Here is a 13,182-nt window from a genome sequence, read left to right as displayed (position 1 = left end):
GGGGATATGCCTATATTTTATGTTTTTATATCAGTCAGTGAGAAAAATAGTACAATATGTTATTTTTTCGTATAAAATTCTTTGCCATTATTAAAAATCTGCCTATTTTTGCGTTGTATTTTTTTACGAAGGGGGGAATATAAAATAAAACTAATGAGATATATCAACTCAAACATGAATAAATGCCTAATTACTAAAGACTTGACGCGTAATGCTATGTTCTTTCTATTCTGTTTGTTCTCTTTTAAGGGAGTTTGCCAGAGTGGGGAAAGTACGGTTAGCACTTTAGTAAAGATGGGATTTGAAAATGTTGGTTGTACAGAAGATGATAAAGAACGGATTTATACCATACAAAATTCCGCATATCGTTTGCAAGGCGTTGGAATTGGTAAAGCTGTTGATGTAATTCAAAAAACTGGATTACCGGAGGGAAAATCATGTCGAATCATAGTTCTGGATAATAATGTACCTCAGATTTCTCTATTTTACCAACTAATTAAGGCCGATAGCCTGCCGGAAGTAAGTCGCCAGGATTGGAATGTTAGTTATGATTTAGGTGATGCGTGGAAACAGGCACGAAAGATAAAAAAAGTAAATAGCTCTTTATTTAAAGTGGATATTGTAGTATATCCGGAGTTGTCATTGAAGAATTTGGTAATTACGCAAGTTTATCAGGTTTTATTCAATCTATCTCCTACAATAGAGGTCTCCTTTTGGAAGGGTATGTCATTAACAGCACAAATGGTTATACCTGTATATAACGATGGATTTGAAATGATGTCTGATGCTGTTCATAATGTCTATGATAGAGTTCATCCAGGATGTGTGAGTTTATCACAAACGGTACGGCTTCCTTATAATACATGGGCTACATTGTCAGTTGGACATTTTATGGCGAATCGTTATGGAATTGATTTAAGTGCTAGACATGTGTTGAAAATGGATCAACGTTTTTCTTTTGAAGGACGGGTGGGGTATACGGGAGCCTGTTATTGGGGATGCTTTTACTTGCCACTTTGATTCTAGAAAAGTTTGGACTTGGCATATAGGAGCCAATTTCTTTTGGCCTTATTATAACTTACAAACAAGCGTGAAGTTGATTCAACATATACAAGGTGAAAAAAGTATCCGGTGTGACATGATACGTCATTTTAAATATGTGTCAATCGGGTTTTATGGGGAAAAAGCAAATAGGGGGATTAGAGCGAATGCCGGTTTCCGTTTTCAGATTGCTTTGCCTCCATATAAATATAAGAGAAAAGGATATATTCCGCGTGTAACTCCTTCTGAAAATTTTGGAATGGTGTACAATGCGGGTAATGAGCGAAATTATTATAAGACGTATAGAACGTCACCAAGTGATAATATAATGCATAATAATAGTTTAAACCCATATTTTATTAAATCGGAATTAGTGAATTATTAATTTTATTGAGATGAAAATGAATAGTAAATTTTTCGGGCTAGGCGCTAAGTTAGCGTTATGCTTTGTAGCTGTCTTGGGAACATTGACAAGCTGCTATGAAAAGGAGGACATCAAAACAGTGATTGATACTACTCCTAAAACTGTGACTTACACTATTTCAGGCTCTGTGTATAACTACACAAGTTTGGCAGGTATTAATGGTGCGTCTGTTGTTTTAACCAAAGCGGATACAGAGAAGGCTACAACAGTGACTAAAGATGGTGGTCAATTTGCCATTACTTTGTCTGGTCTTACTGATGCAGATCGTGGAGATTATACTTTAACAGTAAAAGCTGAAGGTTATAAGGATAGAAAGACTAATGTTACAATCTTCTTTGAAAAAGCTGATAATCAGACTATTGTTACTCATATGGATTTTGCTTTGAAATCGAATGAAATTCAAGGTGAGAAAGTTGAAATTGTAGCTGGTAAAGAAGATCAAACGGAAACATTCCAAGGTGTAGATAGTGAGGGAAAACCTTCACAGGATAAGGTATTTGTTCCGGCTAACTTGTTCCCTGACGGAGAAGTTAAAACTATTACATTGATACGTGAAGGACAAGAGGAAGAAATAGAAAATGATGCAGTTCGTGTATGGGAAGGTAAACCTGACGGTACTACATTTGACAAGCCTTTGGTGTTTACTTTCACTGATAAACCTGGTCAGGATTTGAAAGTATATTATGAAGTAAACGGTATATGGACATTAGCTGAAAAAGACGCTCAAATTACAGAAGAAAATGGTGTATATACTGCTAAAGTAAACCACTTCTCTCGTTTCAAATTCAGTGCAACAGCTTATGACTATTATACTATTTCTGCTGGAGATGCAGTGATGACAACCGGATTTACTAAAGATATTACATTAGCTTATCATAATAGCTTAAATGTTGCTAAGGAATTCCCGTTTGAAGTAAAAGGGTTTGCTGGTGGTGCTATATTTGAGAAATCTTTGGATGAGGTTTTTGCTGACTGTCCTATTAAAGATGAAGCTATTAATTATATGGAAAACTATTTGAATGGGATTTATTCTGAACTTCCAGGTAGTGAATATAAGGTAGTAGATTTTAATACAGAAATCTTGGTTCCTGCTCATAATGATTTGTTGGGTGTTGGTGTTACACAAACATTAAAGAACGTTTCATATACAATGACTATCGGTGGAACTAATTATGTAGTAAAAGTTATTCAAGTTGAGCAATACACATTCAGTACAGAAGGTTTTGTTACTGACTATACTCATGGTCATGGTCATGGACATGGCGAAGATTTGAATGCTGGTGGTGGTATCATTGATTTTGAATAATTCTTTGAAATAAAGAGATTTTGACCGAGAGTACATTAATAGAAAGGAATGTAATGATTAAAAGACTGATATTAGCATTATTCTTCTTATGCACTACTGGTGTGCTTTCGGCTCAATTAACTTACGGAACTACAGGATTATTGCATGCTCCTTCGGCAGAAATGCAAAAGGATAAAACAGTAATGCTAGGTGCCAATTTTATGAATAAGGAGATAACTCCTCCTACATGGTACTATCATACGTATAATTATTACTTGAATGTAACTTTCTTCCCTTGGTTAGAAGTGGCATATACGTGTACACTTTTTAAAGCGGAAGCATTAGGGTTAAAACCTTATGGTTACACAGGTTTTACGAATCAGGACAGATATTTTTCTGTTCGATTGCGAGCTTTGAAAGAAGGACAATTTTGGAAATATATGCCAGCTGTGGTATTTGGAACTTCGGATCCTTTTACTTCCTCTGGTGATGTGATTAATTCCACTTCGGGAAATGGGTATTTTTGCCGCTTTTATGTTGCAGCAACAAAACATGTTTCTATCGGAAAGGAAGAGATTGGAATACACCTTTCTTATTTATATAATAAAAGATTGGAGTATAAACTGAATGGAATCGCAGCAGGTATTAGTTATAATCCAACATTTGCACCGGATTTGAGATTGATTGCAGAATATGATTCAAAAGATTTTGCGTTAGGTGCTACCTATTTGCTTTTCAACCACTTGCAGCTGCAGGTAGAAATGCAAAGAATGAAGTATTTTACCGGTGGACTTGCTTATAAGATTTATTTAAAGTAAGTGGGTTGGGACAAATAAGATAAAAGAGTTAAACGATTTAAAACTAAGAAAACAATGAAAAGTAAGTTAGTAATATTATCTTTACTGTTGGCGGGTGCTGCTGTTACAGCAAACGCACAGACTAAAGAGAAATTCACCAGCGAGAGATTCAAAGATAATATCTTTATCAGTGTTGGTGGAGGAGCTCAGGTTTGTGTAAATCCGGATAACAGTGACTATGGCTTGGGTAAGGCTATTACACCGCTGATCCATGTTTCACTGGGTAAATGGGTCAATCCTACATGGGGATTCCGCGGACAAGTTGCAGGCTTGTGGAGTACATTAAACTCTAAACACTTGAATGGTGTAGAAACCGTTGTTGGTAATCAGACTACATGGTACAAGATTAAGAATAAGAAGTATTTTACATTGCGTGCAGACGCTTTGTATAACCTTTCTAATTCTATTTGTGGCTATAACCCAGATCGTTTGTTTACATTATCTGTATTTGCAGGTCCTGGTTTGACATTTGCTAAGACTTATGGTGACCAAGATAAGTTGAATGCATTGATTAATGGTTCTGTTGGTTTGATGGGACAGTTCAATATAAATGACTATTGGGATATTAATATTGAAGCTAGAGGTGAGGTTTCTCCTTCTATCTTTGGTAAATATAGCAATGCTTATACTGATGGTGCTGTTTCTTTGACTGCTGGTGTAACTTATACTTTCGGTGGCAAGAAGTTTATTTCTTGCAACGGAGTTGATCAGGATGCGATCAATGATGAGGTTAATCGCTATAGAAGCCAGTTGGAAAAAGCAAAAGCTGACTTAGATGCTGCTAAGAGAGCTTTGGCTAATGTAAAACCAGAAGTGAGAGAAGTTGTTAAGACTGTTCAGGTTCCAGGTCCTCGTGCTGTCTTCTTCAAAATTGGTAAGGCTACTATTGATGATTACGGATTGGTTAATCTTAAATTAGCTGCTAAGGTTATGAAGGAAAATCCGAATAAGAAGTACAAGATTGCTGGTTATGCTGATAAGGCTACCGGAAGCGTTGCTTTGAATAAGAAATTAGCTGATAAGCGTGCTCAGGCAGTTTATGATGCTTTGGTTAAAGAAGGCGTAAACAAAGATCAACTTGAAGTTATCGGTTACGGTGGTACTGACAATATGTTCGGTAAGAACTTCTTGAATCGCGTAGTAATTCTTGAATAAGGGTTATTAAAAGTAATAAACTCTATAATGAAAGGGTGTTTGACAATGTCGGACACCCTTTTTTGTTATTATTTGATTTGAATAAGGATGGAATTCGAATATAAATCGTATTTTTGTAACCCATTATGAGTAGAATAATAGCCATTGATTACGGTAGAAAGCGTACAGGAATAGCAGTTAGCGATACTTTACAGATGATTGCTAATGGTTTAACGACAGTGCCTACGCATCAGTTATTGACGTTTATCCTTGATTATGTATCAAAGGAGCCGGTTGAGCGTATTATTGTAGGGCTTCCCAAGCAAATGAACAATGAAGCATCGGAGAACATGAAGAATATTGAGCCATTTGTGCGTGCCCTCAAGAAAAAAATGCCTAATATACCTGTTGAATATGTAGACGAACGTTTTACTTCTGTCATAGCTCATCGTACTATACTAGAAGCTGGACTGAAGAAGAAGGATCGGCAAAACAAGGCATTGGTTGATGAGATTAGTGCAACTATTATCTTGCAAACATATTTGGAGAGTAAACGTTTTTAATTAAAAAGAATAACTTAATTTTTTAGTTAGATTATAAAATATGATTTTACCTATTTATGTATATGGTCAGCCTGTATTGAGAAAGGTGGCTGAGGACATAACACCGGATTATCCGAACTTGAAAGAGCTTATAGCAAATATGTTTGAAACGATGGTAAACGCTGACGGTGTGGGATTGGCTGCACCACAGATTGGTCTTCCGATTCGGGTTGTTACAATTACATTAGATCCGCTTTCTGAGGATTACCCGGAATTTAAAGATTTTAATAAGGCGTATATTAATCCTCATATTTTAGAGGTAGGAGGTGAGGAAGTGAATATGGAAGAAGGTTGTTTGAGTCTTCCCGGTATTCATGAAAGTGTAAAGCGCGGTAATAAAATTCGCGTAAAATATATGGATGAGAATTTTATAGAACATGATGAAGAGGTAGAAGGGTATTTGGCTCGTGTAATGCAACATGAATTTGATCATTTGGATGGTAAAATGTTCATTGATCATCTTTCTCCGCTTCGTAAGCAAATGATAAAGGGGAAATTGAATACGATGCTGAAAGGAAAGGCGCGTAGCTCTTATAAGATGAAACAGGTGAAATAAAGATAAAAAACGTTTATATCCCTGTTAAGTAAACTAAAAGCATTATTTTTGCTACGTTTACAAGTATAAAATATCGATGATTAAAAGAATACTAACAGTCTTATTGCTGTTTCCTACATTAGTATATGCTCAGATTAATACAGAACGGGTGATGACTATCGCGCGGAATGCACTTTATTTTGAGGATTATGTGCTTTCTATTCAGTATTTCAATCAGGTAATTAATGCTAGACCTTATCTGTACGAACCGTATTTTTTTAGAGCTTTGGCAAAGATTAATTTGGAGGATTTTCAAGGGGCTGAAGCGGACTGTGATGCTGCTATCCAACGTAATCCGTTCGTTGTAGGGGCATACCAAATTCGTGGTTTGGCACGTATTCGTCAGAGTAAGTTTGATGGAGCAATCGAAGATTATAAGCAGGCTTTGCATTATGATCCAGAGAATATTTCTTTGTGGCATAATCTGACATTATCTCATATGCAAAAGAAGGACTATGATGCAGCTAAAGATGATTTGGAAAGTTTGATGAAGGTTGCGCCACGTTATACCAGAGCTTATCTTATGAGAGGAGAGGTCTTTTTGCAACAAAAAGATACAATTGCTGCTTTGAGTGACTTTAATAAGGCTTTAGAGTTAGATAAGTATGATCCCGATGCTTGGGCTGCCAGAGCAATTGTTCAATTACAACAAGAAAAATATGCTGAAGCAGAATCTGATTTTGATCGTGCGATTCATTTGAGTGCAAAAAATGCAGGAAATTATATAAATCGTGCCTTGGCGCGTTTCCATCAGAATAATCTGAGAGGTGCGATGAACGACTATGATTTGGCGTTGGATATTGATCCTAACAACTTTATTGGTCATTATAATCGTGGTTTGTTGCGTGCACGAGTCGGGGATGATAATCGGGCTATTGAGGATTTTGATTTTGTCATTCAGATGGAACCGGATAATATGATGGCTGTTTTCAATCGTGGTCTGCTGCGTGCTCAAATAGGGGATTATCGTGGAGCCATTGAGGATTATACAACAGTGATCGATCAACATCCTAATTTTTTGGCAGGGTATTATCAACGTTCGGAAGCACGTAAAAAGATTGGAGATCGTAAAGGAGCTGAACAGGATGAGTTTAAGGTCATAAAAGCTCAGTTAGATAAACATAACGGAGTGGTAAGTAAAGATGTTGCTCAAGATAATAAAGGAGAAGAGGATAAGGATACAGAAGAAGATAAAACTCGTAAGAAGTCTGATAAAAATATGAATAACTATCGTAAGATAGTAATTGCTGATGATTCGGAAACAAATCAACGTTATACAAGCGATTATCGTGGACGTGTGCAGGATAAGAATGTGAATATTAAGTTGGAACCATTGTTTGCTTTGACTTATTATGAGAAGATGAGTGATGTAAAACGTTCTGTGAATTTCCATAAGTTTATTGATGATATGAATCATTCGGGAATACTTCCAAAACGTCTTCTCATTACGAATATGGAGTCTCCATTGTCTGAGGAGCAAGTCAAATTTCATTTCGCTTTGATTGATACGCATACTTCAGCTATTGTAGAAGATGATAAGAGTGCAGCAAAACGTTTTGCCCGTGCAATTGATTTTTATTTAGTGCAGGATTTCTCAAGTGCTGTTTCTGATTTGACACAATCGATCCTGTTGGATGAAAAGTTTTTTCCGGCTTATTTTATGCGTGCTTTGATTCGCTGTAAACAGTTGGAATATCAGAAGGCAGAACAGGCTAATGATTCAGATTTGCCTGGTGGTAATACAACTAAAGAAATTGGTGCAGTGGATTATGAGATAGTGAGAAAAGATTTAGATAAGGTTATTTCTTTAGCTCCGGATTTTGTATATGCTTATTATAATCGTGCCAATATTTCGGCAATGTTGAAAGACTATCGTGCTGCAATGGCTGATTATGATAAAGCGATTGAACTGAACCCGGATTTTGCAGATGCTTACTTTAATCGTGGATTAACTCATATTTTCTTAGGTAATAATAAATTGGGTATTTCTGATTTGAGTAAAGCTGGTGAACTGGGTATTGTGTCTGCATATAATGTAATCAAGCGTTTTACAGAACAACCAGAATAACATTTTTTTTGATAAAAAATAGAAAACTCAAAAGATTTAGTTACTTTTGCGTTCAAATTATGAAAATATAACATCATCATATTATGATAAAGATAAAATTCCCCGATGGCTCTGTTCGAGAATATAATGAAGGAGTGAACGGTTTGCAGATTGCAGAAAGTATTAGCTCACGTTTGGCACAGGAGGTTTTGGCTTGTGGAGTTAATGGCGAAATTTATGATCTAGGCCGTCCTATTAATGAAGACGCTAACTTTGTACTTTATAAATGGGATGATGAAGAAGGAAAACATGCATTTTGGCATACGAGTGCTCACTTGTTGGCAGAAGCTTTACAAGAACTTTATCCAGGTATTCAATTTGGTATCGGACCTGCCATTGAAAATGGTTTTTACTATGATGTAGATCCGGGAGACGCTGTTATTAAAGAAAATGATCTTCCGGCCATTGAAGCTAAAATGATGGAATTGGTTGCTAAAAAAGAAGCAGTAGTAAGGAAAAGCATTTCTAAAGAGGATGCATTGAAAATGTTTGGTGACCGTGGTGAAACATACAAATGTGAATTGATTTCCGAATTGGAAGATGGACATATTTCTACTTATACTCAAGGTACATTCACAGATCTTTGTCGTGGTCCTCACTTGATGACAACTGCGCCTATTAAAGCTATAAAACTGACAACTGTGGCCGGAGCATATTGGCGTGGTCATGAAGACCGTAAAATGCTGACACGTATTTACGGTATCACCTTCCCTAAGAAGAAAATGTTGGATGAATATCTGACTTTATTGGAAGAAGCTAAGAAACGTGACCATCGTAAGATTGGTAAAGAAATGCAGTTGTTTATGTTCTCTGAAACAGTCGGTAAGGGGCTTCCGATGTGGTTGCCAAAAGGCACTGCTTTGCGTTTGCGTTTGCAGGATTTCTTACGTCGTATTCAGACACGTTATGACTATCAGGAAGTAATAACTCCGCCCATTGGCAATAAATTGCTTTATGTGACTTCTGGTCACTATGCAAAATATGGTAAAGATGCTTTCCAGCCAATTCATACTCCGGAAGAGGGAGAAGAGTATTTCTTGAAACCAATGAACTGTCCTCATCACTGTGAGATTTATAAGAACTTTCCACGTTCTTATAAAGATCTTCCATTGCGTATTGCAGAATTTGGTACAGTTTGCCGTTATGAGCAAAGTGGTGAGTTGCATGGATTAACTCGTGTACGTAGCTTTACACAGGATGATGCACATATTTTCTGTCGTCCGGATCAGGTAAAGGATGAATTCCTTCGTGTAATGGATATCATTTCAATTGTTTTCCGTTCAATGAATTTTGCTAATTTTGAAGCTCAGATTTCTTTACGTGATAAAGTGAATCGTGAAAAGTATATCGGAAGTGATGAAAATTGGGAAAGAGCAGAACAAGCTATTATTGAGGCTTGTGAGGAAAAAGGCTTACCTGCTAAGATTGAATATGGTGAAGCAGCTTTCTATGGTCCTAAACTTGATTTTATGGTGAAGGATGCTATCGGTCGTCGTTGGCAGTTAGGTACTATTCAGGTGGACTATAATTTGCCGGAACGTTTTGAATTGGAATATATGGGTTCTGATAATCTGAAACATCGTCCGGTAATGATTCATCGTGCGCCGTTTGGATCTATGGAACGTTTTGTTGCTGTATTGATTGAACATACTGCCGGTAAATTCCCGTTATGGCTGACTCCTGAACAAGTTGCTATTCTACCGATTAGTGAAAAGTTCAATGAATATGCAGAGCAAATAAAAATGTATCTAAAAATACATGAGATTCGTGCAATTGTTGATGATAGAAATGAAAAGATAGGTCGTAAGATTCGTGATAATGAGATGAAACGTATTCCTTATATGCTGATTGTCGGTGAAAAAGAAGCTGAAAATGGTGAAGTTGCTGTTCGTAGACAAGGCGAAGGAGACAAAGGAACCATGAAATATGAAGAATTTGCTAAAATTCTGAATGAAGAAGTTCAGAATATGATAAATAAATGGTAACTTTGCAGCCGTTTCATGATAAATAATAAGTAAACAATAAAAAGATCAAACTAGGAAGTAAACGTTTTTAATGAAGAATGACACTTTAAAAGGGCAATATAGAATCAATGAACAGATTCGTGCCAAGGAAGTCCGCATTGTGGGCGATGATAGCGAACCGAAAGTATATCCTATTTTCCAGGCTTTGAAAATGGCTGAAGAGAAAGAATTGGATTTAGTGGAAATTTCACCCAATGCTCAACCCCCTGTTTGTCGTATTATTGATTACTCTAAATTTCTTTATCAGTTAAAGAAGCGTCAGAAAGAGCAGAAAGCCAAACAGGTGAAGGTGAATGTAAAGGAAATCCGTTTTGGTCCTCAGACCGATGATCATGATTACAACTTTAAGTTGAAGCATGCCAAAGGATTTTTGGAAGACGGTGATAAAGTGAAAGCATATGTGTTTTTCAAAGGCCGTTCAATTCTTTTCAAGGAACAGGGAGAAGTGTTATTACTTCGTTTTGCCAATGACCTTGAAGATTTTGCAAAAGTAGATCAGATGCCTATTTTAGAAGGTAAGCGTATGACTATTCAGCTTTCTCCCAAAAAGAAGGAAGCTCCTAAAAAAACTATGTCTCCGAAACCTATTGCTCCTGTACAGAAAGCAGAGCAGTCTGAAGAAGACAATGAATAAAAAAGAATGCGTAACGCGCAGGTATAGTGCGTTGCCATTATATATTTAATAATTTAAAAATAAGTAAGATGCCAAAGATGAAGACTAACTCCGGTTCTAAAAAAAGGTTTACCCTTACCGGAACAGGTAAAATCAAAAGAAAGCACGCTTTTCACAGTCACATTTTGACTAAGAAAACTAAGAAGAGAAAAAGAAATCTGTGCTACTCAACAACTGTTGATACAACAAATGTAAGCCAGGTTAAGGAACTCTTAGCAATGAAGTAATCAAAGCGTACAAAGTATTATTAAAGTATTAACCGAATGCATTAGCCTAAAGTTCGTTGCGTGAAGTAACGGCGCTAACATTCTAAAAAAGTAAAACTATGCCAAGATCAGTAAATCATGTTGCTTCAAAAGCAAGAAGAAAGAAAATTTTGAAATTGACCAGAGGTTACTTTGGTGCAAGAAAAAATGTATGGACCGTAGCTAAAAACACTTGGGAAAAGGGTTTGACTTACGCGTTTCGTGACCGTAGAAACAAGAAAAGAAACTTCCGCGCTCTTTGGATACAACGTATCAATGCTGCTGCACGTCTCGAAGGAATGTCTTATTCTAAATTGATGGGCGGTTTGCATAAGGCCGGTATTGAAATAAACCGTAAAGTTCTGGCTGATTTAGCTATGAACCATCCGGAAGCTTTCAAAGCTGTAGTTGCAAAGGCGAAAGCTGCTTAAGTTTCAACAGTTTATGATTTACAAAGTGTCAGTTTTCTATTAGAATACTGACACTTTTATTTTATGGAAAAGAGAAAAAGGATTAAAAAAATATTAGATAGGCAACAAAAATGCTTTTTTTCTTGTTATTCTCGTAGAATGTTATTATATTTGTGATACAAAAATATTAGCCGTATCGACTGGATCGGGAAACTCTTCAAATTAATCTGATATACCGAGAAAGCTTCGATCTTCAATGGCGGGCCACATCCTTCGGGACAGCTTTAAGCCGGTGGATTACAAAGGGGACGGGCACTCAAATCTTGTTCTATCAGAGTTTCATCACATCGTCGATGCGGCTTTTTTTATACTTTCCTATGATATTTTATTTCTCTGGTACAGGCAACTCTAAATGGATTGCTGATCAATTATCTAGTAATCAACAAGAAGATTTAATCTTTATTCCTGAAGTTTTGAAAGATGGGAATATGGAATTCTGTTTGGAGAAGGACGAGAAGATTGGGTTTGTCTTTCCTGTTTATTCTTGGGCTCCTCCTGAAATTATATTGCGTTTTATCAAGCAAATGTCATTAAAGAACTATCAGGGGCAATATCTTTTTTTTGTATGTTCTTGTGGTGATGATATTGGGCTTACTCGGCAAGTTCTTATGAAAGCTTTGTCATTGAAGGGATGGAAATGTCATGCTGGTTTTTCTGTGATTATGCCTAATAATTATGTATTGTTTCCTGGATTTGATGTTGATAGTAAGGAACTAGAAGAGAAAAAGCTGGAGAATGCTATTGGTGAACTCCATAGAATTAATGAATTGATAAATAGAAAGGAGACAGTATTCTTTTGTAAAGAGGGGAGTTTTCCTTATATTAAGACAAGAATTATTAATCCTTTATTTAATCGCTTTCAAATGTCCCCTAAAAACTTTTGGACGACAGATAAGTGTATTGGATGTAAACGTTGTGAAAAATCTTGTCCAGTGGATAATATTTTAATGCAAGATGGGAGGCCTGTTTGGGGAAGAAATTGCACCTCTTGTCTGGCGTGTTACCACGTTTGTCCCCAACAAGCGGTGCAATATGGGAAAAGGACTAAAGGAAAAGGGCATTATTTCAATCCCAATCAGTATTAATCCTTGATTTTTATGCTGCAATTGGATAAATCCTCTATGATTGCTAAACTTTCTACACGTACTCCTTTTTCTTCTAGCATTTTTCGACCATTTTGAAAGGCTTTCTCAATAATGAATCCCATCCCGACTAAACTGGCTCCAGATTGTTTAATAAGATCAAGAATGCCTAACGCTGCATTTCCATACGCCAGGAAATCATCGACAAAGAGCACATTGTCATTAGGAGTAAGGAAATCGGCACTTATTACTACTTCGTAGTCACGATCTTTGGTGAAAGAGTGTACGGTAGTGCTCAAAGCATTTTGGATGGTTTTAGGTGATTTCTTTTTGGCAAACACAACAGGAAGATCCATTAAATAACCTGTCATAATAGCAGGAGCAATGCCACTTGCTTCAATAGTCATAATCTTATTGACGTTAGTCGCTGCGAAGCGACGGACAAACTCAACTCCGATTGACTTCATCAGTACAGGATCCATTTGGTGATTAATAAAACCATCTACTTTTAGGATACCTCCTTCGTAGCATTTTCCATCTTGCAGGATTCTTTTCTTTAATAATTGCATGATATATGAATTAATAATGTGCTAATATACCTATGACTGCTGAAGCAGTATAAATTGGCATATTAGCACACCGA

At 36.5% G+C, this 13,182-nt stretch carries 12 protein-coding genes and 1 pseudogene; 12 read left to right on the top strand and 1 reads right to left on the bottom strand.

All coding sequences use genetic code 11. From position 1 onward, the window contains the following. The first annotated feature begins 153 nt into the window (after positions 1–153). The 12 genes and pseudogenes from JCM17102_RS27760 to JCM17102_RS14155 all read left to right on the top strand — a co-directional run bounded on the left by JCM17102_RS27760 (position 154) and on the right by JCM17102_RS14155 (position 12,542). Positions 154–1,426 (top strand): annotated as a pseudogene (locus JCM17102_RS27760) (hypothetical protein). A gap of 10 nt (positions 1,427–1,436) precedes the next feature. Continuing rightward, positions 1,437–2,771, top strand: coding sequence for a carboxypeptidase-like regulatory domain-containing protein (locus JCM17102_RS14205; protein WP_025075624.1), 1,335 nt, complete (start codon positions 1,437–1,439; stop codon positions 2,769–2,771). Between the two features lie 53 nt (positions 2,772–2,824). Further along, entirely contained in the window at positions 2,825–3,568 is a 744-nt protein-coding gene (locus JCM17102_RS14200) for a YjbH domain-containing protein (RefSeq protein ID WP_025075623.1), read from the top strand. 54 nt (positions 3,569–3,622) lie between these two features. Beyond that, entirely contained in the window at positions 3,623–4,762 is a 1,140-nt protein-coding gene (locus JCM17102_RS14195) for an OmpA family protein (RefSeq protein WP_025075622.1), read from the top strand. 125 nt (positions 4,763–4,887) lie between these two features. After that, positions 4,888–5,304: a Holliday junction resolvase RuvX gene (ruvX, locus tag JCM17102_RS14190; protein ID WP_025075621.1), complete on the top strand. Its 417-nt coding sequence runs from the start codon at positions 4,888–4,890 to the stop codon at positions 5,302–5,304. Positions 5,305–5,344: 40 nt separating this feature from the next. Next, a complete protein-coding gene (gene def / locus JCM17102_RS14185; protein WP_025075620.1) occupies positions 5,345–5,899 on the top strand; it encodes a peptide deformylase in 555 nt (184 codons plus the stop codon). Positions 5,900–5,975: 76 nt separating this feature from the next. Then, on the top strand, positions 5,976–8,006 hold the full coding sequence (locus JCM17102_RS14180) for a tetratricopeptide repeat protein (protein ID WP_025075619.1): 2,031 nt from the start codon (positions 5,976–5,978) through the stop codon (positions 8,004–8,006). A gap of 83 nt (positions 8,007–8,089) precedes the next feature. Next, positions 8,090–10,030: a threonine--tRNA ligase gene (thrS, locus tag JCM17102_RS14175; RefSeq protein ID WP_025075618.1), complete on the top strand. Its 1,941-nt coding sequence runs from the start codon at positions 8,090–8,092 to the stop codon at positions 10,028–10,030. A gap of 70 nt (positions 10,031–10,100) precedes the next feature. Continuing rightward, on the top strand, positions 10,101–10,703 hold the full coding sequence (gene infC / locus JCM17102_RS14170) for a translation initiation factor IF-3 (RefSeq protein WP_025075617.1): 603 nt from the start codon (positions 10,101–10,103) through the stop codon (positions 10,701–10,703). A gap of 68 nt (positions 10,704–10,771) precedes the next feature. Continuing rightward, positions 10,772–10,969: a 50S ribosomal protein L35 gene (gene rpmI, locus JCM17102_RS14165; protein WP_004326827.1), complete on the top strand. Its 198-nt coding sequence runs from the start codon at positions 10,772–10,774 to the stop codon at positions 10,967–10,969. A gap of 98 nt (positions 10,970–11,067) precedes the next feature. Further along, a complete protein-coding gene (rplT, locus tag JCM17102_RS14160) occupies positions 11,068–11,418 on the top strand; it encodes a 50S ribosomal protein L20 (RefSeq protein WP_004297540.1) in 351 nt (116 codons plus the stop codon). Positions 11,419–11,774: 356 nt separating this feature from the next. Next, the gene (locus tag JCM17102_RS14155) at positions 11,775–12,542 is read left to right on the top strand and encodes an EFR1 family ferrodoxin (protein WP_025075616.1); all 768 of its coding nucleotides are present in this window, start codon (positions 11,775–11,777) and stop codon (positions 12,540–12,542) included. Here JCM17102_RS14155 and xpt read toward each other — a convergent pair. Continuing rightward, positions 12,539–13,108: a xanthine phosphoribosyltransferase gene (gene xpt / locus JCM17102_RS14150; RefSeq protein WP_025075615.1), complete on the bottom strand. Its 570-nt coding sequence runs from the start codon at positions 13,106–13,108 to the stop codon at positions 12,539–12,541. The genes JCM17102_RS14155 and xpt overlap by 4 nt on opposite strands. Positions 13,109–13,182: the final 74 nt, after the last annotated feature.

This window comes from Bacteroides faecichinchillae JCM 17102 (assembly GCF_000614145.1).
In the GTDB taxonomy this organism is placed as follows: domain Bacteria; phylum Bacteroidota; class Bacteroidia; order Bacteroidales; family Bacteroidaceae; genus Bacteroides; species Bacteroides faecichinchillae.
This window is presented reverse-complemented; position numbering and strand designations above follow the sequence as displayed.

Excerpts from the sequence above, each read along its gene's own strand:
- JCM17102_RS14180 (WP_025075619.1), top strand. The coding sequence starts at position 5,976 with ATGATTAAAAGAATACTAACAGTCTTATTGCTGTTTCCTACATTAGTA.
- infC (WP_025075617.1), top strand. The coding sequence starts at position 10,101 with ATGAAGAATGACACTTTAAAAGGGCAATATAGAATCAATGAACAGATT.
- JCM17102_RS14205 (WP_025075624.1), top strand. The coding sequence starts at position 1,437 with ATGAAAATGAATAGTAAATTTTTCGGGCTAGGCGCTAAGTTAGCGTTA.
- rpmI (WP_004326827.1), top strand. The coding sequence starts at position 10,772 with ATGCCAAAGATGAAGACTAACTCCGGTTCTAAAAAAAGGTTTACCCTT.
- JCM17102_RS14200 (WP_025075623.1), top strand. The coding sequence starts at position 2,825 with ATGATTAAAAGACTGATATTAGCATTATTCTTCTTATGCACTACTGGT.
- JCM17102_RS14195 (WP_025075622.1), top strand. The coding sequence starts at position 3,623 with ATGAAAAGTAAGTTAGTAATATTATCTTTACTGTTGGCGGGTGCTGCT.
- JCM17102_RS14155 (WP_025075616.1), top strand. The coding sequence starts at position 11,775 with ATGATATTTTATTTCTCTGGTACAGGCAACTCTAAATGGATTGCTGAT.
- rplT (WP_004297540.1), top strand. The coding sequence starts at position 11,068 with ATGCCAAGATCAGTAAATCATGTTGCTTCAAAAGCAAGAAGAAAGAAA.
- ruvX (WP_025075621.1), top strand. The coding sequence starts at position 4,888 with ATGAGTAGAATAATAGCCATTGATTACGGTAGAAAGCGTACAGGAATA.
- def (WP_025075620.1), top strand. The coding sequence starts at position 5,345 with ATGATTTTACCTATTTATGTATATGGTCAGCCTGTATTGAGAAAGGTG.
- thrS (WP_025075618.1), top strand. The coding sequence starts at position 8,090 with ATGATAAAGATAAAATTCCCCGATGGCTCTGTTCGAGAATATAATGAA.
- xpt (WP_025075615.1), bottom strand. The coding sequence starts at position 13,108 with ATGCAATTATTAAAGAAAAGAATCCTGCAAGATGGAAAATGCTACGAA.